Source organism: Streptomyces sp. NPDC060194 (assembly GCF_042728285.1).
GTDB lineage: Bacteria > Actinomycetota > Actinomycetes > Streptomycetales > Streptomycetaceae > Streptomyces.
The window spans coordinates 12910-37490 of sequence record NZ_JBHWZH010000021.1 but is presented as its reverse complement, the minus strand read 5'-3'; the positions used below and the strand labels follow the sequence as shown (position 1 = coordinate 37490).

Annotated in this window: 19 protein-coding genes and 1 tRNA gene; 12 read left to right on the top strand and 8 right to left on the bottom strand. The window is 75.0% G+C overall.

Going from position 1 to position 24581, the window contains the following annotated elements; translation table 11 throughout:
* The first annotated feature begins 63 nt into the window (after nt 1-63).
* The 8 genes from ACFWEG_RS07260 to ACFWEG_RS07225 all read left to right on the top strand — a co-directional run bounded on the left by ACFWEG_RS07260 (nt 64) and on the right by ACFWEG_RS07225 (nt 11828).
* Nucleotides 64-1083, top strand: a complete 1020-nt coding sequence (locus tag ACFWEG_RS07260; protein ID WP_387210153.1) for a mechanosensitive ion channel family protein — start codon at nt 64-66, stop codon at nt 1081-1083.
* Nucleotides 1084-1251: 168 nt separating this feature from the next.
* Nucleotides 1252-2781 carry a hypothetical protein gene (locus ACFWEG_RS07255; RefSeq protein WP_387210151.1) on the top strand — a complete coding sequence of 510 codons (1530 nt, stop codon included), beginning with the start codon at nt 1252-1254 and terminating at the stop codon, nt 2779-2781.
* Between the two features lie 11 nt (nt 2782-2792).
* Nucleotides 2793-3830, top strand: a complete 1038-nt coding sequence (locus tag ACFWEG_RS07250) for a glutamate ABC transporter substrate-binding protein (RefSeq protein WP_387210149.1) — start codon at nt 2793-2795, stop codon at nt 3828-3830.
* A gap of 121 nt (nt 3831-3951) precedes the next feature.
* Entirely contained in the window at nt 3952-5265 is a 1314-nt protein-coding gene (locus ACFWEG_RS07245; RefSeq protein ID WP_387210147.1) for a hypothetical protein, read from the top strand.
* A 98-nt stretch (nt 5266-5363) separates the two neighbouring features.
* The gene (locus tag ACFWEG_RS07240; RefSeq protein WP_387210189.1) at nt 5364-7916 is read left to right on the top strand and encodes a tetratricopeptide repeat protein; all 2553 of its coding nucleotides are present in this window, start codon (nt 5364-5366) and stop codon (nt 7914-7916) included.
* 3 nt (nt 7917-7919) lie between these two features.
* Nucleotides 7920-9299 (top strand): protein phosphatase 2C domain-containing protein, encoded by a 1380-nt coding sequence (locus tag ACFWEG_RS07235; RefSeq protein ID WP_387210145.1) that lies wholly within the window; start codon nt 7920-7922, stop codon nt 9297-9299.
* Between the two features lie 40 nt (nt 9300-9339).
* Complete coding sequence (locus ACFWEG_RS07230) at nt 9340-10692, top strand: VWA domain-containing protein (protein ID WP_387210143.1); 1353 nt, start codon at nt 9340-9342, stop codon at nt 10690-10692.
* A gap of 68 nt (nt 10693-10760) precedes the next feature.
* The gene (locus tag ACFWEG_RS07225; protein WP_387210141.1) at nt 10761-11828 is read left to right on the top strand and encodes an FHA domain-containing protein; all 1068 of its coding nucleotides are present in this window, start codon (nt 10761-10763) and stop codon (nt 11826-11828) included.
* Nucleotides 11829-11919: 91 nt separating this feature from the next.
* Here ACFWEG_RS07225 and ACFWEG_RS07220 read toward each other — a convergent pair whose 3' ends face one another.
* Nucleotides 11920-12906 carry a methyltransferase domain-containing protein gene (locus ACFWEG_RS07220; protein ID WP_387210139.1) on the bottom strand — a complete coding sequence of 329 codons (987 nt, stop codon included), beginning with the start codon at nt 12904-12906 and terminating at the stop codon, nt 11920-11922.
* Between the two features lie 95 nt (nt 12907-13001).
* Here ACFWEG_RS07220 and ACFWEG_RS07215 point away from each other — a divergent pair, with 95 nt between their 5' ends.
* Entirely contained in the window at nt 13002-13406 is a 405-nt protein-coding gene (locus ACFWEG_RS07215; protein ID WP_387210137.1) for a globin, read from the top strand.
* 173 nt (nt 13407-13579) lie between these two features.
* Here the strand turns inward: ACFWEG_RS07215 and ACFWEG_RS07210 are convergent, their stop codons facing one another.
* The 7 genes from ACFWEG_RS07210 to ACFWEG_RS07180 form a co-directional block, all read right to left on the bottom strand.
* Nucleotides 13580-14224 (bottom strand): hypothetical protein, encoded by a 645-nt coding sequence (locus ACFWEG_RS07210; RefSeq protein WP_387210135.1) that lies wholly within the window; start codon nt 14222-14224, stop codon nt 13580-13582.
* Nucleotides 14221-14649, bottom strand: coding sequence for an acyl-CoA thioesterase (locus ACFWEG_RS07205; protein WP_387210133.1), 429 nt, complete (start codon nt 14647-14649; stop codon nt 14221-14223). The genes ACFWEG_RS07210 and ACFWEG_RS07205 overlap by 4 nt, the downstream gene beginning before the upstream one ends.
* A gap of 5 nt (nt 14650-14654) precedes the next feature.
* Nucleotides 14655-16319 (bottom strand): energy-dependent translational throttle protein EttA, encoded by a 1665-nt coding sequence (gene ettA, locus ACFWEG_RS07200; RefSeq protein ID WP_387210131.1) that lies wholly within the window; start codon nt 16317-16319, stop codon nt 14655-14657.
* 108 nt (nt 16320-16427) lie between these two features.
* Entirely contained in the window at nt 16428-18344 is a 1917-nt protein-coding gene (locus ACFWEG_RS07195; protein WP_387210129.1) for a Cys-Gln thioester bond-forming surface protein, read from the bottom strand.
* A gap of 262 nt (nt 18345-18606) precedes the next feature.
* Nucleotides 18607-19098, bottom strand: coding sequence for a single-stranded DNA-binding protein (locus ACFWEG_RS07190; protein ID WP_387210128.1), 492 nt, complete (start codon nt 19096-19098; stop codon nt 18607-18609).
* Nucleotides 19099-19379: 281 nt separating this feature from the next.
* Nucleotides 19380-21443, bottom strand: a complete 2064-nt coding sequence (locus ACFWEG_RS07185) for a GTPase (RefSeq protein ID WP_387210126.1) — start codon at nt 21441-21443, stop codon at nt 19380-19382.
* A gap of 159 nt (nt 21444-21602) precedes the next feature.
* Nucleotides 21603-23216 carry a dynamin family protein gene (locus ACFWEG_RS07180; protein WP_387210124.1) on the bottom strand — a complete coding sequence of 538 codons (1614 nt, stop codon included), beginning with the start codon at nt 23214-23216 and terminating at the stop codon, nt 21603-21605.
* A 338-nt stretch (nt 23217-23554) separates the two neighbouring features.
* On the opposite strand from ACFWEG_RS07180, the gene ACFWEG_RS07175 reads away from it, so the two are divergent.
* From ACFWEG_RS07175 to ACFWEG_RS07165, 3 genes are all read left to right on the top strand, one after another.
* Nucleotides 23555-23627: transfer RNA gene (locus ACFWEG_RS07175), tRNA-Arg, on the top strand.
* Nucleotides 23628-23900: 273 nt separating this feature from the next.
* Nucleotides 23901-24182 carry a type II toxin-antitoxin system Phd/YefM family antitoxin gene (locus tag ACFWEG_RS07170; RefSeq protein ID WP_387210122.1) on the top strand — a complete coding sequence of 94 codons (282 nt, stop codon included), beginning with the start codon at nt 23901-23903 and terminating at the stop codon, nt 24180-24182.
* A 4-nt stretch (nt 24183-24186) separates the two neighbouring features.
* Nucleotides 24187-24465 carry a type II toxin-antitoxin system RelE/ParE family toxin gene (locus tag ACFWEG_RS07165; protein WP_387210120.1) on the top strand — a complete coding sequence of 93 codons (279 nt, stop codon included), beginning with the start codon at nt 24187-24189 and terminating at the stop codon, nt 24463-24465.
* Nucleotides 24466-24581 lie beyond the last annotated feature (116 nt).

Below are 24581 nucleotides of genomic sequence, written 5' to 3'. Positions count from 1 at the left end.
TTAGTGTGGACGTCCTGCGCGCCCGGTGACCCTTCCGTGCGCCGCACACGAAGGGGAACCTCCTTGAACCACGAATCCGTCACCAATGCCGCCGGCTGGGTGGAGGAGAACTGGTCCGCCTGGCTCGCGGTGGGCCTGCGCATCCTGCTCATCGTGGTGATCGCGGCCGTCCTGCGGACGGTCATCCGCCGGTCGCTGAGCCGTCTCATAGAACGGATGAACCGCAGCGCGCAGGCGGTGGAGGGGACGGCGCTGGGCGGTCTGCTCGTGAACGCCGAGCGGCGCCGGCAGCGCTCGGAGGCCATCGGCTCGGTGCTGCGCTCGGTGGCGTCCTTCGTGATCCTCGCGACCGCCGCGCTGATGATCCTCGGCGCCCTGAAGATCAACCTCGCGCCGCTCCTCGCGAGCGCCGGCGTCGCGGGCGTCGCGCTCGGCTTCGGCGCCCGCAACCTGGTGACGGACTTCCTGTCCGGCGTGTTCATGATCATGGAGGACCAGTACGGCGTCGGCGACACGATCGACGTCGGCGTCGCCACCGGCGAGGTCATCGAGGTCGGCCTGCGCGTCACCAAGCTGCGCGGCGACGAGGGCGAGATCTGGTACGTCCGCAACGGCGAGGTCAAGCGGGTCGGGAACCACAGCCAGGGCTGGGCGACGGCCGCGGTGGACGTGCAGGTGCGCTCCGACGAGGACCTGGACGAGATCAGGCGGGTGCTGACCGAGGTCAGCGAGACGATGTCCAAGGACGAGCCCTGGAACGAGCAGCTCTGGGGCCCGATCGAGGTCCTGGGCCTGGAGTCGGTGCTCCTGGACGCGACGACGGTCCGGATCGCCGCCAAGACCATGCCCGGCAAGGCGCTCGGCGTCGAGCGCGAGCTGCGCTGGCGGGTCAAGCGCGCGTTCGACGCCGCCGGCATCCGGATCGTCGGCGGCCCGGCGCCGGCCGGCGAGGAGGCCCCGGCGGCCGACCCCGCGGCCCAGATGGCCGCGCCCTCGGCGTACGCCTCGCCGACCTCGCCGCAGTCGGTGGCGACCAACCCGATAGGGCCGCAGCCGGGGCAGGGGCCGAGCCTCACCAAGTAGCGCCGTCCTCCGTCCGGGGGAATTCCGCGGGAAGATCCCGCGAAGCCGCCGACGAGCGGAACCGATCGGCGATCTCGGGCGTAGTACAGGCAAGGGGGGCCGTGCGGCCCGGCGTTCGAGTAGTCTGCTCCCCGCTCACGCGGGATGGTCCTCAGGGGGAGGTCGGTTTTGACGTACCCGCCGTACGGCGGACAGGCGCAGCCCGGACAGGCCGCGTCGGCACCGCCCGCTCCCGCCGCACCGGCCGTCGTCCCCCCGCAGCCGGCCGCCGCGCTGCCCCTGGTATCCCGGCAGGCGCCCGCCTACCCTCCGGCGTCCGCCCCGGGCGGTGAACCGCCGCGCCGCACCGCCTGGTCGGAGGGTGTCGACCGGCTGCGCGCCGGCGCCACGACGGAACCGGGCCGGCTGCGGATCATCGGCGCGGTGCTCGCCGCGCTGGTCGTGGCGTTCGGCGCGGTCACCTCGCTGCAGATGGACGCCCGCGAGGCCTCCGCGACCTCCGTGGTCGAGCACAGCCAGCCGCTCACCGCGGACGCCGCGAGCATCTACAGCTCGCTCGCCGACGCCAACACCGCCGCCTCCAGCGGCTTCCTGGCCGAGGGCCCGGAGCCCGCCAAGGCCCGCGAGGCCTACGAGCGCGGCATACGCAACGCCTCCCAGAAGCTCGCCGGCGCGGCGTCGAACGCGGGCCGCGGCTCCTCGGCGGCCGCCGAGATCGCCAAGCTGAACCGGCTGCTGCCCGAGTACGAGCGCCGGGTGCAGACCGCGCGGGTCTACGACCGGCAGGGCCTCCCCCTGGGCGGCGCCTGGCTGCGCAACGCCAACGACCTGATGCAGCAGGAGATGCTGCCGGTCGCCGAGAACCTCTACACCGCCGAGAAGGCCCGCCTCGACGCCGACTACGAGGACGCGAAGGCCTACCCCTGGGCCGCGCTCGCCCTCGGCGTGCTCGCCGTCGGCGCCCTGCTGTGGGCGCAGCGGCGGAACTTCCTGCACACCAACCGGGTCCTGAACCACGGCCTGCTCGGCGCCACCGTCGCCGCCGTCGCCGTGCTGCTCTGGCTCGCCGCCGGCCACACCCTGGCCCGCGCGCAGCTGGGCGACTCCTACGACAACGGCGTCCGCTCGCTGAACGTCCTCAACGAGGCCCGCATCAGCTCCCTGAAGGCCCGGGGCAACGAGAACCTGACCCTGGTGGCCCGCGGCGCGGTGACCGTCCCCGACAAGGACCCCGACGTCCAGGAGCCGCACGAGGGCGAGGACTTCTACGACGTCGAGTACCAGCGGGCGATCGGCCTGCTCCCGAAGGAGCAGCGCGGCCTCGGCCAACTCCTGGACCGCGCCGCCGAACTGGCCGGGAAGGGCGACGGCGGGGCCCGCGCGGTCGCCGACGCCGGCAAGGCCATGAAGGTCTGGAAGGAACGGCACTCCGGCGCCCGCACGCAGGACGCCGAGGGCGACTACGAGGCCGCCCTGTCCCGGGTGATCGGCGAGGAGGGGTCCACCGGGGAGTGCTTCGAGGAGGTCGACCGCGCGCTGGAGAAGGCGCTGGCCTTCGAGCAGCGGCAGTTCGAGACCGCCGCCGGGGACGGCAGGGGCGCGATGACGGGGCTTCCCCTCGGGGCGGTGGTCGTGGCGCTGCTCGGGGCGGCGGGCGCGCTGCTCGGGGTCGGGCGCAGGCTTTCGGAGTACCGGTGAGGAGGGGCGGGATGGGAGCGGACGGCATGGACAGGGACCGGGGCGGGAGCCGGCTTCGGGGCTGGGGCGGCGTGGCCGCCATGGCCGGGGCCTGCGCGCTGACCGCATCGCTCACCCTGGTGCCGCTCTCCCGGGCGGGCGGGGCCGGCTCGGCCCCGCCGCAGGGCGCCGGCACCGGCGTGGGGCGCGCCGTCCAGGCGGCCGACGACGACTGCACGCCGGAGACGGCCGTCCGCAGCCTGAAGCCGTCCGACGCGGACGGGCCCGCGATACGCGCCATCAAGACCCGGGCCGAGCTGCGGAACAAGCTGGTGGTGGGCATCGACCAGAACAGCTACCGCTGGGGCTACCGCAACGCCGACACCGGCGAGCTGGAGGGCTTCGACATCGACCTGGCCCGGCGGCTGGCCGCGGAGATCGTCGGCAGCCCCGACGACGTCGTCTTCCGCGCGGTGCCGACGAACCAGCGCATCCCCATGATCAAGAGCGGGAAGGTCGACATGGTGGTCCGCACCATGACCATCTCCTGCTCCCGGATCGCCCAGGGCGTCGCCTTCTCCACCGCCTACTTCAAGGCCGGCCAGCAGCTCCTGGCCCCCGCGGGCACGACGATCACGGGCTACGACGAGACCCTCCAGGGCAAGAAGGTGTGCTCGGCGGCCGGCTCGACGGCCCTGGAGGAGCTGAAGAAGGAGGCGCACGGCGCCGACATCTCCACCACCGTGCCCAACCAGCTCGACTGCCTGGTCCGGCTCCAGCTCGGCGAGGTCGACGCGGTCGTCACCGACAACGCGCTGGCCGCCGGCCAGGCCGCCCAGGACCCCATGGTCGACCTGGTGGGCGCCACCTTCACCGACGAGTACTACGGCGTCGCCATGGACGACAGGTCCCCCGACCTGGTCCGCCGCGTCAACAAGGTCCTGGACGACTACCGTGCGGACGGCTGGCAGGACGCGTACGACAAGTGGCTCAAGGCCGGCCTGGAGGGCGAGGACGGCAAGCTGGCCACCGAGAGCAGCACCCCGCCGGTGCCGCTGTACCGGGACTGAGCGGCACCCGGGTGACGGATCGGGCGGGCCCGGCCGACCGGCCGGACCGGCCGGGACGGGCAGCAGGCGGCGGCAGGGGTCACGGGGCCGGTACGGCGAACGCGGTGCGGAGAGGGGAACGATGAGCGTCTCGGGAACGCCGGGCCCGGTCATGGACCGGGACGAGGCGGACCGCGCCCTGGCCCGGCTCGGCGCGGAGCACGAGGCCGTCGAGAGCTCCCTGCTCGCCCTGCAGGACCACGCCGGCCGCCGACTCCTGGAGGGCGCCGAGCTGACCGGCACCACCAAGAACCGGTGGGCGGAGACCGAGGCCGTGATCACCCGCCTGTGGGCGTACTTCGACGCGTACGCCGACGCCGTCACCACCGCGCGGGAGCTGCGCGGCCGGCGGCGCTGGCCGTCCCGTGAGGACCTGGTGGAGCTGACCGAGCTGCTCCGCGGCCGCAGCGTCACCCTGGCGGGCGGCCCGCAGAGCACCGTGCTCAGCGAGCAGTTCACCCTCGCCGAGCTGGTCGCCCGGATGAACGAGCTGTACGCGCGCGCCCTGGACATGGTCGTCGCGGCCGACTCGGTGTGGAACGCGCTGCCGGCCCGCATCGACCTGCTCTCCGCCGAGCTGCGCCGCACCAGCTCGCTCGCCCGCTCCGCCGGGGTGCTGCCCGGCGAGCACCCGGCCGGCGACGACCTGGAGCGGATCACCGGCGAACTCACCACCCTGCGCGCGCAGGTGATAAGCGACCCGCTCGCCTTCTGGCTGCCGGGCCCCGGCTCCCAGGCCCCCGGCGGCGGCCGCCCGGACACCTCCCGCTACGACCGCCAGGCGCGCGCCCTGGACGACGTGCGCCGCGAGATCGAGGCGGTCCTGACGGTCCGCCAGGACGCCGAGGTGCGCCTCGGCCGGCTGCGGGACGTGCTCTCGCGCGCGGACCGGACGCTGACCGAGGCGCGCTCCGCGCGGGGCGAGGTGCTGGCGAAGATCGCGGCCAGCGAGGTGCCCGCGGTGAGCGGCCCGCCGACGGCCCTGCAGGAGCAGCTGGCGACGGCCGCCGAGTACCGCAGGCACGCCCAGTGGCACCGCCTCTCGCCGCTCCTGGAGTCCCTGGAGCGGCGGGCGGAGGAGGAGCTGCACCGGGCCCGCGAGCAGCTCACCGCGGTCACGGCCCCGCTGGCCGTCCGCGCGGAGCTGCGCGGGCGGCTCGACGCGTACCGCGCGAAGGTCGCCCGGCTCGGGCACGCGGAGGACCCGCTGCTCACCGAGCGGTACGACGCGGCCCGCCGGATGCTGTGGAGCGCGCCCTGCGACCTGCGGGTGGCGGAGTCCGCGGTGTGGCGGTACCAGCAGGCGGCCCGCGAGGCCCTGGAGGCCCCGCGCGAGCTACCGCCGGGCGGGCAGGACGGCGGCCGGGGGCCCGAGGATCTCAGGGGGGAGTCATGAGCGTGGCACAGGGCGCGGCAGGCGGCGCGGGCGGCGGTACGGGAGGCGGCGCGGAAGGCGCCTGCCAGCGGCCGGGCTGCGACGGGGCCTACGAGGACATGGGCGGCGGCGAGCTGTACTGCGGGACCTGCGGGCTCGCCCCGGTGGTCGCCCCCTCGGGCACCCTGGAGTCGCCGCCCACCGGCGTCACGGGCAACGCCCGCAGGCCGGGCAGCGGTTCGGTCTCCGGCCGCCAGGGCCGCTCCAGCGGGTCCACCGCGTCCTCGCGCGCCTCGGCGCGCTCCTCGACGTCCCGCCGCTCGGTCTCGGGGCGCCTGTCCCGCTCGCTGGCCGGCGGCAGCACCTCAACCCGGTCGGTGTCCGTCCGCTCCTCCGGATCGGCGGCCAGCGGCTCGGCGAGCCGCCACCGGCTCGGCGCGGGGCTCGTCTCCGTGCCCGGCATCCCGCCGCCGAACCCCTCCGAGGTGGTCCAGGACAACCCGGAGGTGCCCGAGCGCAAGCGGTTCTGCTCGCGCTCGGACTGCGGGGCCCCGGTGGGCCGTTCGCGCGGCGACCGCCCCGGCCGCACCGAGGGCTTCTGCACCAAGTGCGGGCACCCGTACTCCTTCGTGCCGAAGCTGCGCCCCGGCGACGTCGTGCACGGCCAGTACGAGGTGGTGGGCTGCCTGGCGCACGGCGGGCTCGGCTGGGTGTACCTGGCGATCGACCTGCCGGTGAACCGGCGCTGGGTGGTGCTCAAGGGCCTGCTCGACACCGGCGACCAGGACGCGATGGCCGCGGCGATCTCCGAGCGGCGCTTCCTCTCGCAGATCGAGCACAGCAACATCGTCCGCATCTACAACTTCGTCGAGCACCTCGACCGCCGCACCGGCTCCCTGGACGGCTACATCGTCATGGAGTACGTCGGCGGCAAGTCCCTGAAGGAGATCGCCAACGAGCGCCGCGACCCGACGACGGGCCGGCGCGACCCGCTCCCCGTCGAACAGGCCTGCGCCTACGGCATCGAGGCCCTGGAGGCGCTCGGGCACCTGCACAGCCGCAACCTCCTCTACTGCGACTTCAAGGTCGACAACGCCATCCAGCAGGGCGAGCAGCTCAAGTTGATCGACATGGGCGCGGTGCGCCGGGCGGACGACGACGTCTCCGCGATCTACGGCACGGTCGGCTACCAGGCCCCCGAGGTCGGCGAGGTCGGCCCCTCGGTCGCCTCCGACCTGTACACCGTCGCCCGCACCCTGGCCGTCCTGACCTTCGACTTCCAGGGCTACACCACGTCCTACGCCGACAGCCTCCCGGACCCCGACTCGATCGAGGTCTTCCGGCGCTACGAGTCGTTCTACCGGCTCCTGGTGCGCGCCACCGACCCCGATCCGGGGCGCAGGTTCGCCTCCGCGCAGGAGATGGCCGAGCAGCTCACCGGGGTGCTGCGGGAGGTCGTGGCGCTGCAGAGCGGCCGGCCCAGGCCCCAGCTGTCGACGCTGTTCGGCCCGGAGACGCGGGTGACGGACACCGAGCTGTTCCCGGCGTGGGGCGGCGCGAGCGTCGTCTCCCGGCTCGGGGTGCGGGAGGTCCGCGCGGGCCGCCGGCGCTCCGGGGGGCGCGGCGCGGCGCCGGGGGCGTCCACCGCCCCGCTGCCCGCGACCGTCCCCGCTCCCGCCTCCCCGCCGCCCGCCGCCGCGCCCACCACCGCCCCGCAGGCGCTGCGGCCGCTGGACCTCAAGGCGACCGCGCTCGCGCTGCCCGTCCCCCGGGTCGACCCCGCCGACCCCAACGCGGGCTTCCTGGCCGGGCTGATGACGTCGGCGCCCGCCGAGCTGATCACCGCCCTGCGCTCGGCGCCGGCGGAGTCCCTGGAGTGCGAGCTGCGGGAGCTGCGGGCCCGCCTGGAGATGGGCGAACTGGCGGTGGCGGCCGACACCCTGGCCGTCCTGGAAACCCGGTACGACGACGACTGGCGGGTCGTCTGGTACCGGGGCGTCACCTCGCTCGCCACCGCCGACCACGAGGGCGCCGCGCTCGCCTTCGACGCGATCTACGACGCGTTCCCGGGCGAGCCCGCCCCCAAGCTCGCCCTCGGCGTCTGCGCGGAGGTCCTCGGCCAGCTCGACAACGCCGCCGACTACTACGGGCTCGTCTGGACCACCGACCCCGCCTACGTGAGCGCCGCGTTCGGACTCGCCCGGGTCCAGTTGGCCGCCGGCGACCGCAACGCGGCCGTGCGGACCCTGGAGTCGGTGCCGGAGGCGTCGATCCACTACACCCCCGCCCGGGTGGCGGCGGTCCGCGCCCGGCTGCGCGAACGCGCCCCCCACGAACCCCTCGCGGGCGACCTGACGGCCGCCGCCGGACAGGTCGACGCCCTGCGCGCGTTCGGCCTGGACGCGGTCCGGCGCGAACAGTTGTCCACCGAGGTACTGGGTACGGCGCTCGACTGGGTACTCTCCGGTAGTCGCGGCGCGAGCCCGGCGCCCCCATCCGGTCAGCTGCCGCCGCAGGGCACCACCCTGCTCGGCAGCAGCCTGGACGAGCGGGGGCTGCGCTTCGGCCTGGAACGGTCCTACCGGACCCTCGCCAGACTCGCGCAGCGCGGCGAGGAGAGGATCGAACTGGTGGGGCGGGCCAACCGTTTCCGCCCCCGGACGTGGGTGTGATTGATGTCGGATACGCATCAGCTGACGGCCTGCCCGAGCTGCTCGGAACCGCTGGACTCCGGTGACCGCTACTGCGGCGCCTGCGGACACGACCTGTCCGCCGCCGTCGAACCGCCGCCCGGGAACGGCCCCGACGGGACCCCGCCGGCCGCGGTGGAGTGGCCGATGGCGGCCGACGGCGGGGAGGGCCCGCGGGGCCCGGCGCCCGTCCACCGGCCCGCCGACCTGCCCGGCGTCGACTCGGGCGGGACCGTCCTGCCCACGGACCCGCCGCAGGGCCCGCAGGCGCCCCCACGGGCCGCCGCGGCGCCCGCGGCGCCTGCTGCGGCCCCCGTGCCGGCGGCGCGTGCCCCGCAGGCCCCGCCGGCCGTCCGCCTCGACGGGCCCCCGGCCGGGGACCCCGAGGGCTACTCGCCGACCCAGGAGAACCCCCGCCCCGCCGACCCGCGCACCGCGGCCCCGCCGGAGCCCGCGGGCAAGGTCTGCGTCGCCTGCCGGACCGGGTACGTCGACACCGACGGCTACTGCGAGCGGTGCGGGCACGCCCAGCCGCGCGAACGCGACCACATGGAGCGGGAGCTGGACGCGGTGTCCGCGGTCAGCGACCGTGGGCTGCGCCACCACCGCAACGAGGACGCCTTCGCGATCTCCGCCACCGCGCTGCCCGACGGCTCCTCGGCCGTCTGCGCGGTGGTCTGCGACGGCGTCTCCTCCGCGACCCGCCCCGACGAGGCCTCCATGGCCGCCTCCCGTGCGGCCAACGAGTCGCTGCTCGCCGCCCTTCCGCTGGGCACCCACCCGCAGACCGCCCTGCACGAGGCGATCGTCGCGGCGGCCGACGCCGTCAACGCGCTGGCCGCCCGCCCGGCCGAGCCGGGGGCGCGGGCCCGCGACCACGCCCCGCACCAGAACGCGCCCGCCTGCACGATCGTCGCCTCCGTGGTGGCCGGCGGGCTGCTGGCGGTCGGCTGGATCGGCGACAGCCGCGCCTACTGGGTGCCCGACGACCGCACGGGGCTCGCCGCCCGGCTCACCGAGGACGACTCCTGGGCGGCCCAGATGGTCGCCGCGGGCCTCATGGGCGAGGCCCAGGCCTACGCCGACGACCGCGCGCACGCGATCACCGGCTGGCTGGGCGCCGACGCCTACGAGATCGACCCGCACACCGCCTCGTTCAAGCCCGACCGCCCGGGCGTGGTCGTGGTGTGCACCGACGGGCTGTGGAACTACGCCGAGTCCGCCGACGAGATGGCCGCCGTACTGCCGCCCGACGCCTCCGAGCGGCCCCTGCACGCCGCCCAGGTGCTCGTCGGCCACGCCCTCGACGGCGGGGGGCACGACAACGTAACGGTGGCGGTGCTGCCGTTCCCCCTCTCGCCGTAGAGGGCAGGATCGGCGTGGAGAGCTAGGGGGAGAGACACGCATGGCCAACTTCTCGAAATCGAGCGTGCCGCGGTTCGCCGTCGAGGTGTACCAGAACGAGTTCCTGCCGGAGGGCGGGCGCGAGGTCAACGCGATCGTGACGGTCAGCTCGACGGGCGGGGGCACCCAGGGCAGCGGCACGCGCCACACCTACCGGGCCGGGGAGGCGCCGGACGCGGCCGTCGTGGTCATGGTCGACTGCTCGGGGTCGATGGAGTACCCGCCGACCAAGATGCGCAACGCCAAGGACGCCACGAAGGCCGCCGTCGACACCCTGCGCGACGGGGTCTCCTTCGCCGTCGTCGCCGGCACCCACGTCGCCAAGGAGGTCTACCCGGGCGGCGGCCGGCTGGCGACGGCGAGCCCCGAGACCCGGGAGCAGGCGAAGGCCGCGCTCGCCAAGCTGACCTCGGGCGGCGGCACGGCGATCGGCACCTGGCTGCGGCTCGCGGACCGCCTCTTCGACTCCGGCGACGCCGCCATCCGGCACGGCATCCTGCTGACCGACGGCCGCAACGAGCACGAGTCCGCGGAGGACCTGCGGGCCGCCCTGGACGCCGTCGACGGCAGGTACACCTGCGACGCGCGCGGGGTGGGCACGGACTGGGAGGTGAAGGAGGTCACCCAGATCGCCTCCGCGCTCCTCGGCAGCGCCGACATCGTCGCCGACCCCGCGGGGCTCGCGGGGGACTTCACGCGGATGATGGAGGCCGCGATGGGCAAGGAGGTCGCGGACGTCGGTCTGCGGCTGTGGACGCCCATGGGCGCGGAGGTCAGGTTCGTCAAGCAGGTCGCGCCCACCGTCGAGGAGCTGACCGGGCGGCGCACCGAGGCCGGGCCGCGCGCGGGCGACTACCCGACCGGCTCCTGGGGCGACGAGTCGCGCGACTACCACGTCTGCGTCGAGGTGCCGGCCGCGAGCGTCGGGCAGGAGATGCTGGCGGCCCGCGTGTCCCTGGTCCTGCCGCCCGCCGAGGGGGCCGAGGGGGCCCCGCAGACGCTCGCCCAGGGTCTGGTGCGGGCCGTGTGGACGGACGACATGGCCGCCTCGACGTCCATCAACCCCCAGGTCGCGCACTACACGGGCCAGGCCGAACTGGCACAGGTCATCCAACAGGGCCTCGACGCCCGCAAGTCGGGCGATATCGACGGGGCGACGGCCAAACTGGGCCGTGCGGTGCAGCTGGCGAGTGCGTCGGGCAACGCCGATACTGCGAAACTTCTTGCGAAGGTGGTGGATGTCGTCGATGCGGCGACAGGTACCGTACGACTGAAGGCGAAGGTCACGGAGGCCGACGAGATGACGCTCGAGACCCGGTCGACGAAGACGGTTCGCGTGAAGAAGCAGCAGTAGACAGCACACGTGTTTGAGATGCTTGATGTACGGCCCTCGGGCCGGATGAGGAGAGGGGGAACGCCGACATGCCGACCTGCCCGAACGGACACCAGTCGGGAGCCGACGACTGGTGCGAGGTCTGCGGACACCGCATGGCTCCCAGCGGCGCGACCCCGCCGCCGCCCTACGGGAACCAGAACCAGGGCTACGGCTACCCGCCGCAGCAGGCGGGCCCGCCGTCGGCCGAGTACTGCCCGCAGTGCCACACGCCCCGCGAGGCGCTGGCGCCGTACTGCGAGGAGTGCCGGTGGAACTTCCTCACCAACTCCGCGACGCCCTACCCCGGCGGTCAGCGCCCGGGCACGCAGGGCGGCTACCCGGGGCCCGGCCAGGGGCAGGGGCAGCAGGGCGGCTACCAGCAGTCCCGCGACCCGTACGAGTACCAGGCGTCGCGGCCCTCGCAGGTGAACCGGCCCGCGGAGGCCCTGCACCAGGAGCCGTCGTACGCCCAGCGCCAGCCGGCCCCCGGCGGCCCGTCGTACGGCGGCCGCGACGGCGGCGCGCAGGGGTACCAGCAGGGCGGGGGCCCGCAGGGCTACCCGCAGGGCCAGCAGGGGTACGACAACCGGCAGCAGGGGCCCGGCCAGGGCGGTCAGGGCCCGGGCGGCGGCGACTGGACGCTGCAGCCGCCCGGCGGCGGCCCGCAGGGCCAGGGCGCACCGGGCCTGCAGGGCTACCCGCAGGGCGGGGGCAACTGGTCGGTGACGGTCGAGACCGACCGCGACTACTTCCGGTCGATGATGCACCGCTCGGGTCCCGAGGCCACCAGCCTCAACCTGCCGGCGTACTCGCCCGAGCAGCAGCGCAACCTCGCGGGCAACCAGTTCACGATCGGCCGCCGCCGGCACTCCACCGGCGACACCCCGGACATCGACCTGTCGGTGCCGCCGGAGGACCCGGGCGTCTCGCACCAGCACGCGGTGCTCGTCCAGCAGCCGGACGGCTCGTGGGCCGTGGTCGACCAGAACTCCACCAACGGCACGACCGTGAACGGCGGCGAGGACCCGATCCAGCCGTTCGTGCCGGTGCCGCTGCAGGACGGCGACAAGGTGCACGTGGGCGCTTGGACGACGATCACCATCCACCGGAGCTGAGCCCCGCGTCTCACCTCCACGAGGACCGGTCCGAGGCTTCGGGCCGGTCCTCGTCTGCGTGTGGGCACGGGCCGGGGCGCGGGGCGCGCGCCTACAGCGGCCAGGCGTACGGGCCCGCCGGGTCGTCGAGCCAGGCCCACTCGTGGTCGCCGCTGACCGTGATGCCGAAGCGGTCCCGTTCGGGCCGGCCCTCGCGCCGCCACAGCGACAGCGCCTCGTGCGGGTCGAGCCGGCCGGTCGTCAGCGCGAGCATGAAGCGGAACCCCTCGTCCTCCAGGGCGGCCTTCGGCAGCCCGCCCACGTAAGGGCGCGGCGGCCGGCCGCCCTCGCCCCGCAGCGGCACGAAGCTCACCGGCGTCCGCAGGAAGCGGCCCTCCGCCCGGCGACCGTCGCGGACCCGCAGGACGAGCAGCCCGGTCGACAGCGGCGCGACGACCACCGCGCCCGGCGCGCACTGCTCCGGCCAGCTCCTCGGCACCGAGGGCAGCGCGCAGGTGGCGACGATCCGGTCGAACGGGGCCCGCTCGGGGCAGCCGCGCACGCCGTCCCCCGCGAGCACCGCCGGACGGTGGCCGGCCGCCGCGAGCCGTGCGCGGGCGGCGTCCACCAGGGACTCGTCGAGGTCGACCGACGTCACCCGCGCGTCGCCGAGCCGGTGCGCGAGGAGGGCCGCCTGGTAGCCGGAGCCGGTGCCGATCTCCAGGGCCCGGTGGCCGTCTTCGACCTCCAGGACGTCGAGCATCCGGGCCGTCAGGGAGGGCTGGCTGCTGGAGGACCGGACGGACCCCTGGTGGACCTCGATGGCGAGCGCGGTGTCCTCGTAGACCCCGCGCAGCCACCGCTCCCGGACGGCGGGGTCGGGGTCGTCCGCCGCCAGCCGCTCGTGGCCCCCGGCGGGCAGCAGGGCGTGGTAGGACGGCACGAACAGGTGGCGGGGCACGGCCGCGAAGGCGGCCCGCCAGGCGGGGTCGGCCGGCAGCCCGGCCCGGGCGAGCGCGGCGACCAGGCCCTCGTGGGCCCGCGCGGCCGCCGGGTCGCCCGGGCCCGGCCCCGCGGCGGGCCGGGGTGTGTGGCTCATGCCTCCACTGTCCCGCGCGGGACGCCCCCGCGGCGAGGTCCGCGCGGAGTCCTGGTCCCTCGGACCTAGGGCCGGGCGTCTGAGAGCATGGGGGCGTGAAAGAGATCCCGCGCGGCACGCTTCAGGAACAGACCTTCTTCGAGCAGGTCGGCGGCGAGGAGACCTTCCGACGCCTCGTGCACCACTTCTACCGGGGCGTCGCCCAGGACCCGCTGCTCCGGCCGATGTACCCGGAGGAGGACCTCGGCCCGGCCGAGGAGCGCCTCGCGCTGTTCCTGATGCAGTACTGGGGCGGCCCGCGCACCTACAGCGACAACCGCGGCCACCCCCGGCTGCGCATGCGGCACGCCCCCTTCCGCGTCGACCGCGCGGCGCACGACGCCTGGCTGCTGCACATGCGGGCGGCGGTCGACGAGCTCGGCCTCTCCGAGGAGCACGAGCGCACGCTGTGGAGCTACCTGACGTACGCGGCGGCGTCCATGCTCAACACGGAGGGCTGACCGGGGCGAGGGCTCTCGGCCCCGGGGCACACGGGCGAGTGAGCCGAAGGGGCGCGTCGGTGTCGAGACGGCGAGCGCGCGGAGGCCGGACGGAGGAGGGCCGAGCACGGTCGCCGTCTCGACACCGACACACGGTGCCCCGGAGGCGAACCGAGCCCGAGATAGAGGGGCGCTCAGACCGGGCTGACGCTGAGTCCCGCCCCGCCGCCGCGGCGCAAAACGACCGCCCCGTACGGGGTGCGCAACCGCAGCCAGGTGCCGCTGGCGAGCAGCTCCACCGCGGCGCCCGGCCGCAGGAAGCCGAGCCCCTGCGCGGCGTGCGCCACGCGGACCGGCAGCTCCGTGCCCGCGACGAGCGAGGACCACACCAGGCGCCCTATCCGGTCGAGTTCGGCCCGGGTGCGCTTGTCCGCGGGCAGCTCCTCGACCTGCGCCCTGAAATCGGCGACGGCACCGGCGACCTCCTCGCGCACGGCCTCGGCCGACGGCGCGTCGACCTGCCGCCAGCCGCCGCGGGGCGGCAGCACGCCCGCCCACGCCGGCCCGGTCACCGCGGCCGGGACCCGTACCCGGTCGCCCTCGACGGCCTCCAGGAGCTCGCCCGCGGACACGGTCGTATCGAGCTCCGTCGGCTCCGCGAGCCGCACCGCCCGCACGGCGAGCACCTCGAACGCGGGGGGCCGGCCGAAGACGGCGAGCGCGTCGCCCGCGGCCTGCAGCCGGACCGCCGCGGCCCGGTCGTAGCGCAGCAGCCGGCCGAGGAAGGCGGTCAGGTCGACCGCCTCCCCCTCGTCGGCGAACCTCAGGACGGCGCTCACGCGACGAGCGCCTCCGAACCGTCCTCCAGGTACTCGAGCAGGAACGACTTCTCCTCGGCGGTGATCCGCCGCGGCCGTCCCGCCGCGAGGTCGAACGGCACGACGACCGTCGACGCCCGCACGTACACCTGCTCGGCGTCCTTGACCTCGTAGGCGATGGTCAGGGACGCGGCGCTGATCTTCGTCACCCACGACTCGACGACGACCGGCTCGTGCCGGTGCACCAGCGGGCGCAGGTAGTCGATCTCGTGGCGGGCGACGACGGAGCCGCCCGAGAAGGACGGGCTGCCGTCGCCCGGCGCGAGCCGGAACATGAAGTCGATCCGCGCCTCTTCCAGGTACCGCAGGAAGACGACGTTGTTGACGTGCCCGAAGGCGTCCATGTCCGACCAGCGCAGCGGGCAGGCGTAGATGTGGCGGCTCAACCCGATCAGCCCCGGGTGAGCTTCTTGTACGTGGCACGGTGCGGGCGGGCGGCGTCCGGACCGAGCCGCTCGACCTTGTTCTTCTCGTACGACTCGAAGTTGCCCTCGAACCAGTACCAGCTGGAGTTGCCCTCGTACGCCAGGATGTGGGTCGCGACCCGGTCCAGGAACCAGCGGTCGTGGGAGATCACGACGGCCGCGCCGGGGAACTCGAGCAGGGCGTTCTCCAGCGAGGAGAGCGTCTCGACGTCGAGGTCGTTGGTGGGCTCGTCGAGGAGGAGCAGGTTGCCGCCCTCCTTGAGGGTGAGCGCCAGGTTCAGGCGGTTGCGCTCACCGCCGGAGAGCACGCCGGCCGGCTTCTGCTGGTCCGGGCCCTTGAAGCCGAACGCCGAGACGTAGGCGCGGGACGGCATCTCGACCTGGCCGACGTTGATGTAGTCCAGCTCGTCGGAGACGACGGCCCACAGCGTCTTCTTGGGGTCGATGTTCGCGCGGCTCTGGTCGACGTAGCTGATCTTGACGGTCTCGCCGACCTTGATCGAGCCGGAGTCCGGCGTCTCCAGGCCCTGGATCATCTTGAACAGCGTGGTCTTACCGGCGCCGTTCGGGCCGATCACGCCGACGATGCCGTTGCGCGGGAGGGTGAACGACAGGTCGTCGATCAGGACCTTGTCACCGAACGCCTTGGAGAGGTTGTTCACCTCGACGACGATCGAGCCGAGGCGCGGGCCCGGCGGGATCTGGATCTCCTCGAAGTCCAGCTTCCGCATCTTGTCCGCCTCGGCGGCCATCTCCTCGTACCGGGCGAGACGGGCCTTGGACTTGGTCTGGCGGCCCTTGGCGTTGGAGCGGACCCACTCCAGCTCCTCCTTGAGGCGCTTCTGCCGCTTCTCGTCCTTGCGGCCCTCGACCTTGAGGCGGGCCTGCTTCTTCTCCAGGTAGGTCGAGTAGTTGCCCTCGTAGGGGTGGGCGCGGCCGCGGTCGAGCTCGAGGATCCACTCGGCGACGTTGTTGAGGAAGTACCGGTCGTGGGTCACGGCGACCACGGCGCCCGGGTACTTGGAGAGGTGCTGCTCCAGCCAGTTGACCGACTCGGCGTCGAGGTGGTTGGTGGGCTCGTCGAGGAGCAGCAGGTCGGGCGCCTCGATGAGCAGCTTGCAGAGCGCCACGCGGCGCTTCTCGCCACCGGAGAGGGTGGTCACCGGCCAGTCGCCGGGCGGGCAGCCGAGGGCGTCCATGGCCTGCTCGAGCTGGGCGTCGAGGTCCCAGGCGTTGGCGTGGTCCAGGTCCTCCTGGAGCCGGCCCATCTCCTCGAGCAGCTCGTCGGAGTAGTCGGTCGCCATCAGCTCGGCGACCTCGTTGAAGCGCTTGAGCTTCGCCATCGTCTCGGCGGCGCCGTCCTGCACGTTCTCCAGGACGGTCTTGGACTCGTCGAGCTCCGGCTCCTGCATGAGGATGCCGACGCTGAAGCCGGGCGAGAGGAAGGCGTCGCCGTTGGACGGCTGCTCCAGGCCCGCCATGATCTTCAGCACGGTGGACTTACCGGCGCCGTTCGGGCCGACCACACCGATCTTCGCGCCCGGCAGGAAGTTCAAGGAGACGTCGTCGAGAATCACCTTGTCGCCATGCGCCTTGCGCGTCTTGCGCATGGTGTAGATGTACTCAGCCAAGAGAAACCGTCCGGCAGATCGATGGGTGGGCAGATGCACCCCAGTCTGCCGTACGGCCGTCCCCGTACGGAAATGAGTAGGTCGGACCGGGTTCCCGGCGGGCGGGCGTCACTCCCGCTTGTTGCGCTTCAGCACCAGCAGCAGCACGCCGGCCGACAGCAGGGCGATGGCGACGACGAGCACGGTGCCGGTGGTGTCCGAGGCGCCGGTCGTCGCGAGGTCGTCGGCGTCCTGCTCCGCGACGGCGGCCTTCTTCCCGGCTCCATCCGCCGCCTTCGGGGCCGCCTGAGGGGCGAGGCCCTCGCCCTTGCCCGTGCCGGCCGCGGTGGCGACGCCGCCGGCGGGGGCGCAGTCCAGGACGCCCTCGAAGCGCTGCTCGAAGCCGTCGGGCCCGGTGACGGCGAAGTCGTAGCCGCTGTCCTCGACGACCGGGACGGTGGTCGAGGTCCGCTCGCCCGGGGCCGCGGTGCCGGCCATCCCGGCGACCTCGAAGGCGAACGGCTCGTCCCCCGCGTTGGCCACGGTGACCCCGACGCCGGCGACGTCGCAGTCCTCCTCGGCGACGACCGCGGGTATCGCGCCCCCGGGCGCCCAGCGGACGGTGGCGGTCGCGGTCACCGCGGTCCCGCTGGAGCCGGCCAGGACCTGGGTCTGGCTGCGCGACTCGGAGGTGAACGCGCGGCCGACCGGGACGGGGGTGGAGGCCTGCACGGTCAGCGCGGCGGTCCCGGCTGCGGGGGCGCGGGGGGTGCTCGGGGCGGCCTCGTCGGGGTCGGCGCTTCCGTCGGGGCCCGTGGTTCCGTCGGGGCCGGCGGTCTCCGGGGCGACGGGTGCGCCGCCGGCGCTGGGCCCGCCCTTGCGGGCGGAGGCGTCCGTACCGGCCGGGTCGTCCGCCGCGCCTCCGTCGCCGCCCTTCGCGGCGGGGGCGGCCGCGGCCGGGTCCGCTCCGGTGCCGTCCTCCGCCGCCGCGGAGCCGTCCGCGTCGTCGCTCGCGTCGCCGGCCGCGTCGTCGCTCGCGTCCTCGGGGGCTTCCGTGCGGGGCCGCACCTCGAAGTAGAGCCGGCTGCCGTCGCGGGCGGTCTGCACCTGGCGGCCGTTGCCGTCGACGACGCGTATCCCCTGGGCAGCGGACTCCTCGGCCGGTGCGACGCTCACCGTCCGGGCGCTCGTCCGCACGGTGACGGGCCCGAACCGGTGGGCGAGGTCGCCCGTCCCCCCGCTCCCCGAGGCGTCTTCCGCGGTGCGGCTCCCGCCGTCCGCCGTCGCGCCCGCCGCCGACGCGCCCGTCACGGCCGGTGGTGCGGAGGTCGTGCCGGAGATCGCCGGGGAGTCGAGGGACAGGGTCGCCCTCGGCTCGGGGAGCCGCTTGGCCCGGGCCACCAGGAAGTCGGCCAACCGTTCGGCGCGGGGGGCGAGGGCCTCGACGGTGATGCCCGTCCCGTCGGCCGCGGCGTAGCGCCAGACGGCGACCTGGGTTCCGGCTGCGGCCTCCTCCTCGCTGAGAGCGGGGACGCCGGAGCGCTTGGCCAGCGCCGCGAGGTCGTTCACCTGGGGGTAGGAGTTGTGGAGGATCCAGCGGATGCGGCCGGCGTTCGCGTTGCCGTGCAGGGAGGTGCCGCGCCAGGGGGTCTCCTGGTAGCGGGCCTCGCTCTGCACGGGGGTGCGGGGGTCGAGGCCGTAGGTCTGCAGGGTGCCGCCGCCTTCGACGGCCATCTGGAAGAGACCGGCCGGTAGCCGCGTCTCGGTGCCGTGGTCCCGGACGACCGCCGCGCCGAAGGTCTTCAGGTCGCCGAGGACCGCGGAGGCGCCGGTGCGCTGGGGGCCCGGGCGGTCGGCCGCCGCGTCCGCCGGCGGGGCGGCGACGGCCGCCGCGCCAGGGACCGCGACCGTCAGCAGGGCGGCGAGCGCCGCGCCGGCCAGCCGCCCGGTACCGACCCGCGCGAGCCGCCCCCGACCGAACCGCCCCGGTGCGACGGCCCCGCGTACAACCTCCGCCGCCGCGGCTGCGGATGACGCTGAGAACACCGAACTCCCCTTCCGGCAGGCCCTGTTCAAACGCATCGGCCCCACCGCACGGCCCACTGCGCTCCCCTGCCCCACCCCTGGCATCCTACGAAGACGCCCCGCACCCCAACTCGGGCCAATCGGGATCTTCGCTCGATCCGCGTCGCAATCGTTATCGCCGCGCACTTGTCCGAGCCCGGCGCCCGCGACTCCGCAGAGCGGTCCACCCTGCCCCCGTGTGCCCGACGAACCCCCCTCGAACCCCCGTCCGTCCCTCGGACTTTCAGAACGGCGGAACCGGCACCGGTTCGGGCACGGGCCCGGGCAGCACCGCGGCCCTCGCACCGGGCTCCGGTGGCGTCCCACCCCCTTCCGGCCAGCCGAATGCGCCGCTCTCCCCGGCGCCCGGCCGACCCGGCGTCACCCGCCGGAAGTCCGAGGTGCCCCGTGCCAGGTCGTGGCCGACGGCCACCGCGTCGATCTCGACCGAACTCCCCCGCCGCCCGTCGTAGTTGTCCTCCTTGACCTTCAACCGACCCCGCACGAGGACCGGTTCGCCGACCGACACCGAGGCGGCGACGTTCACCCCCAGCGCCTTCGGCGCCCACACGGTGTAGTAGCTCGTGTGGCCGTCGAACCAGGTCTCCTTCTCGCGGTCCCAGCGTCTGGGGGTGACCGCGAGGCGGAAGCGGGCGGCGCCCCCGTAGGCCGACCCGCCGTAGACCGGCTCCGTGGCCACCAGTCCGACCAGCGTCACCATCGTGTCGTTGTGCATGTCCGTCTCCCCCGTCCGTACGCGCCCGCCCCCGTCGGCGGGGCGCTGTCCGTCTCCCCCGCCCCGTGGTCCGGGAGCGGGTGGAGACCTCAGACTGCCCGGCTCCGCGAGGCCGCGCGCGGGGCTGTGGACGGGCGGCGACCTGTGGACAACTCGGCCACCCGGCCGGGTGAGACCACCGCACTGGCCGGGCGGGCCGGGCTCGCTGACCAGCGGTCGCGGTCAGCCCCCTCGGACGGCCGCTCCGGTCAGGGCGGCGGCCACCCGATCCCGCGCGGCGGTCACCCCCTGCGGAGATCCGCGCCGACCGCCGCGGCGGGTGCCGCCGGGCCCGGGAGGCCCGGGAGGGGTGTGGTGGGGCCGGCGACGGTGCCGTACTGCTCGCGGACCTCCTGGTAGCGCAGGAGCTCCGCGGCGACGGGGTCGAGGACGCGGGCCCGGCCGCAGCCCGCGGCCGCGTCGCGCAGGCGGCGTTCGGACTCCGCGCCGTAGCGGCGGGCGGGTCCGCGGGCGGCGAGGGCGCAGACCCACTCGGCGAGGGGGCCGCCCGCCGTGCCCGCGGCGAGGAGCACGAAGGGGCCGATCAGCTCGGGGGCGAGCGCACCGGCGACCTGGCCGACGAGCCAGAGCACGCCGAGGAGTTGGAGGACCGCCATGAGGGTCTGCGTGAGGACCGCGCCGGCCCACCAGCTCGGCCGCGGCGGCGTTCCGCGCCGCTTCTCCGCGGTCACCGCGACCTCGTCGAGCGCCTCGGGCAGCTCCTCCGCGCCCCGCGCGGCGGCCTCCCGCACGGCCTGCGCCCACGGCCCTGGCAGGCCGTGCCCGGCCTCCGCGACCAGCTCCCGGACGGCCTGCTCCACCTGCTGCCGGGCCGCCGGCCGCTCCTGCGCGCCGTCGCCGCCCGCGTGCGCCGCGCCCTCCCCCGCCGCCCCGCGCGGAGCGACGGCCGCCGCCCTCCCGCTCCGGCCCGCCCAGCGCTCACCGCCGCACTCCCGGACGAACCGCAGCCACGGCGTCCCGCAGGCCAGGCCCGCGTTGCGGCGCCACGCCCGTTCGGCCGACCGGCCGACCGCGACCGCGCCGACGGCCTCCGCGAGCCGGTCGGCGAACCGCTCCCGTGCGAACTCGCTGAGCCCGGTCGGCCCCTCGGCCACGTAGACGGGCCGCAGCCCGGCCGCCGCGGCGTCCAGGTCGGCGGCGATCCGGCGCGCCGGCGCGCCCCGCTCGTGCGTGAACTGGCCCAGGACCTCGCGCAGTTCCCCGACGCCCTCGCCGGTCAGCGCGGACAGCGCCATGACGTGCGCCCCGGGCTCCCCGTGCTCGCCGAGCGCGACGCCGTCGTCGTCCAGGAGCCGCCGCAGGTCGTCCAGGACGGCGTCCGCCGCCTCCGGGGCCAGCCGGTCGATCTGGTTGAGGACGACGAACGTGACCTCCGCGTGGCCGGCCATCGGCCGCAGGTAGCGCTCGTGCAGGACGGCGTCGGCGTACTTCTCCGGGTCGACGACCCAGATCACCGCGTCGACGAGGCGCAGCACCCGGTCGACCTCGTCGCGGTGGGCGGTGACCGCCGAGTCGTGGTCGGGCAGGTCGACCAGGACGAGCCCGCGCAGCTGCGGGTCGGGCGACGCGCCGAGGATCGGTCGGCGCCGCAGCCGCCCGGCGACGCCGAGCCGGTCGAGCAGTCCCGCCGCCCCGTCCGACCAGCTGCAGGCGATCGGCGCGGACGTCGTCGGCCGCCGGACGCCCGCCTCGGAGATCTGCGTCCCGGCGAGCGCGTTGAACAGCGTTGACTTGCCGCTGCCGGTCGCTCCGGCGAGGGCGACGACGGTGTGGTCGGCGGAGAGCCTGCCCCGCGCGGCGGCCTCGTCGAGGACGCGCCCGGCCTCCGCGAGGGTGTCGCCCTCGAGGCGTGTCCTCGACAGGCCGACGAGCTCCTTGAGGGCCTCGATCCGGGCCGCCTCGGAGCCGCGGAGGATGCCTGCGGACTCCGGTCCGCCGTCGCGCCGGGCGGCGGCCTCGCGGGGGGCGCGCGGGGCGGGGTCCCGGGGGCCCGGGGTGCGGGCCGACTCGCCGGAGATGCCGGCGTCCGGGGCCGCCGGGGCGGCGATGCTCCGGGCGGACTCCTCGGAGGGGGAGGCGCGGCGGGCGATCAGGCCGTCGTCCCAGCCGGGGCGGGGAGCGGGCGCGCCGGTCCGGTCGCCGTCCGCGCGGTCGTCACCGGGTCCGCCGTCGACCGGTCGGCCCCCCGCGCGGAGCACGTCCTGCGCGACTCCGCCCGACCACTCCCCCGCCCGGACCGCACCTTCGTCGCCCCTGGAACCGTCGTCGCCCGGTCCAGCCCCCACGGGGACGGCCGTCCCTCCCCCGTTCGCCTGGGGGGTCCTGCCCTCGCTCGCCGCACTCTCCACGCCGCTTCTCCCTGCTTCCCGGCTCCCGCCGTCGTCCGTCGTCCGTCATCGCGCTTGACGAGGGCTCGCGTTCTCGCGACCGCCCCTGCGCGCGGACTACTGCTTGCGCACCGCCGAGAGGGCGGCGATGAGTTCGGCCTGCGGGTGCACGACGACGTCCAGGGCGTCGAGCGGCGCGAGCCGACGGTCGCGCTCGGCGTGCAGCACGCGGTCCAGGTACTCGTCCAGGGACCGCGCGCCGCGGTCCCGCAGCCGTACGGCGCTCTGCGCGCCGACCAGTTCGGCCAGCCGGTCGCCGGCCGTACGGGCCCGCCGCCCGCCGAGCAGCGCGGCGAGCAGGAGCGCGCCGACGGTGTCGGGGTCGGGGGCGTCGGGCCCCCGCAGCTCCTCCTCCACGAACTCGTCGACGATCCGCCGCCAGCGCCGTACCGCGATCCCGATCCGGTCCGCGGTGCCCTCGGCCTCCGCCTCGCCCTCCACCGGCGGCAGGCCGCTCGCGGCGGCCTCCTTGGTCCACCCGGCCGCCGCCCGCTCGTCCGCCGCGCACACGGCGCACAGCAGCAGTGCGGCGAGCGCCTCCGTCAGCGCGTCGGTCAGCTCCAGCGGCGCGCTGTCGTGCGGGAAGCTCCGCCAGACGCCCAGGGCGTCCCCCGAGAGCAGCGCTCCGGAGCGCAGCCGGCGGCGCAGGACCGCGTGCTCGCGCTCGTAGGCGTCCTCCACCGCCGTCATCAGCCGGACGACGGCGGCGTACTGCGCGGCGACCGCGCCGGCCAGCTCGGGGAGTCGGGCGTCGAGCGAGCCGATGAGGCCGCGCGCGGTGCGGTCGAGGACCTGCCGGCGGGGGCCGGGCTCCTGGGCGTGCCGGGTGAGCCAGTCGCGCAGCGGGGCGACCGCGCTGCCGGGCAGCAGCCCGCTGCCGGCCGCGGACTCGGGCAGCTCGGGGACGGTGAACCGCGGCACGCCGCCCAGGCCGGCCTTGTCCAGGAGGGCCCCGTACCGGCGGGAGACCTCGGCGACGACCTGGTGCGGCACCCGGTCCAGCACGGCGACGAGCGTCGCGTCGTACTCCCTCGCGGTGCGCAGCAGGTGCCAGGGGACGGCGTCGGCGTACCGGGCGGCGGTGGTGACGAGCACCCAGACGTCGGCCGCGCACAGCAGCCGCGCGGCCAGCGAGCGGTTCTCGTCGACCAGGGAGTCGATGTCCGGGGCGTCGAGGATCGCGAGTCCGCGCGGGAGCGTCTCGGCGGTCTCGATGCGCAGCGACCGCTGCTCGGGGTCGCCCTCGCCGTCGCCGCCGTCGTCGGGGTCGTCGGCCTCGACGGCGAGCTGGTGGGGCACCCAGCGGCGCTCCAGGGAGGGCAGGACCCGCAGGTTCGCGAACCAGTGGTGGTCGTCCGGGTGGCACACCAGGACGGGTGTGCGGGTGGTGGGGCGGAGCACGCCCGCCTCGCTGACCTGCCGCCCAACGAGTGAATTCACCAGCGTCGACTTCCCCGCCCCGGTGGAGCCGCCGACGACGGCCAGCAGCGGGGCGTCGGGGCGGCGCAGCCGGGGTACCAGGTAGTCGTCGAGCTGGGCGAGGAGTTCCGCCCGGTTCATCCGGGCGCGTTCGGCCCCGGCCAGCGGCAGCGGGAAGCGTGCCGCGGCGACGCGGTCGCGCAGGGCGGAGAGTGCATCGAGCAGCTGAGGCCGTACGTCCAAGGTCACCACACGTGCAGAATGCCCGCGTTTGTCCATTTTTTGAAGCGTATAAGCATTCCAGCGCGCCGATCACCCGGGAAGATCAGCCCCCTCGCCCACCGGGACGCGCCCGGACAGATGGGACGACGGGGGGCGCAGGCATAACGAGTGCACAACACCAGAGGCGCGGGGCGTCAAAAGCGGTGCACGATTCGTACCTGCCTGCGATTATCGGGACCGCTTCACCGAACCTCCACACCGCTCCACGGGGGCGAAGCGACCGGGGCACGGAAACCGGAGCCCTATCCTTGTCCCGGCAAGGTCCACCCGGCACACCCCTGGCCCGCAGCCCGGCCAGGCCACCACCGGCCCCCGTAGCTCAGTGGATAGAGCAGGCGCCTTCTAAGCGCTTGGCCGCAGGTTCGAGTCCTGCCGGGGGCGCACACCACTCCCCACCAGGCGCGATGTCGGCCGACGGAGGATCCGTCGCCGAGCCGGGCGAGTTCAGGACAAGCGCCTTCCCGACCCGCGTCCGCGCCCGCCTGCCCCCCCCCCCGGGCCTTCGCCGGCGCAAGAATCGGTTCGCTCCCCTCTCCTCAGCGACCGGCCGGCCCCGTACCCGAGCGGGCGCCGGGCCGACTCCGGATCAACCGGTAGGCGACACCGACCGCGGATGACTGAAACCAACAGATGTACATCCGCTACATTTGTTACATGAGTGAGCCTGTAGTGGCATCCATGGCCGAGGTCCGGAGTCACCTTGCGGACGTCATAGACCGCGCCCGGCGCGACGACACTCCCACCGTCATCACCCGCCGCGGCAAGGCGGAGGCCGTGCTGGTGGACATCGACGAGTACCGGCGGCTGCAGCGGCTCGCCGAGCAGGGCGAGGACGCGTGGCTGAACCGGCTCGCCGACCAGGCCGAGGCGGAGGGTACGGCGGGGTCGGTCTCCTTCGAGGAGATGGCCGAGCTGTTGCGGACGCGAAACGCCTAGCGCCGTGGGACACGTCACGCGGTTCACCCCGCACGCCCAGCGGGATCTGCTGAAGGTCCCCCGCTCCGACGCCGTTCGCATCCTCCATCGCCTGACCGAACTCCAGCGCGCCTTGGACAGCGGCGACACGTCGGCCTTCGACATCAGAGCACTCCAGGGACACCACGCCCGCTGGCGCCTGCGGATCGGCGACTACCGCGCTGTCTACACCGTCGAGGACGGCGAGCTGATCCTCTGGGTTCTAGCGGTCGCCAACCGTCGCGACGTCTACCGGAGCCTGTAGGCGCGTTCATCGTGACACGCGCCTCGAAGGCGTCTGCCCTCTCGCCCACGGGTGGGAGGACAGCGCCAGGGGGAGACGACTCGATGGACGAGCGGCCAGGAGAGAAGCCCCATCAG

Bases quoted from the DNA above. Each gene is read 5' to 3' on its own strand.
- ACFWEG_RS07250 (WP_387210149.1), top strand. From the start codon at position 2,793: ATGGGAGCGGACGGCATGGACAGGGACCGGGGCGGGAGCCGGCTTCGG.
- ACFWEG_RS07245 (WP_387210147.1), top strand. From the start codon at position 3,952: ATGAGCGTCTCGGGAACGCCGGGCCCGGTCATGGACCGGGACGAGGCG.
- ACFWEG_RS07240 (WP_387210189.1), top strand. From the start codon at position 5,364: ATGGGCGGCGGCGAGCTGTACTGCGGGACCTGCGGGCTCGCCCCGGTG.
- ACFWEG_RS07235 (WP_387210145.1), top strand. From the start codon at position 7,920: ATGTCGGATACGCATCAGCTGACGGCCTGCCCGAGCTGCTCGGAACCG.
- ACFWEG_RS07230 (WP_387210143.1), top strand. From the start codon at position 9,340: ATGGCCAACTTCTCGAAATCGAGCGTGCCGCGGTTCGCCGTCGAGGTG.
- ACFWEG_RS07225 (WP_387210141.1), top strand. From the start codon at position 10,761: ATGCCGACCTGCCCGAACGGACACCAGTCGGGAGCCGACGACTGGTGC.
- ACFWEG_RS07220 (WP_387210139.1), bottom strand. From the start codon at position 12,906: ATGAGCCACACACCCCGGCCCGCCGCGGGGCCGGGCCCGGGCGACCCG.
- ACFWEG_RS07190 (WP_387210128.1), bottom strand. From the start codon at position 19,098: ATGCACAACGACACGATGGTGACGCTGGTCGGACTGGTGGCCACGGAG.
- ACFWEG_RS07170 (WP_387210122.1), top strand. From the start codon at position 23,901: ATGAGTGAGCCTGTAGTGGCATCCATGGCCGAGGTCCGGAGTCACCTT.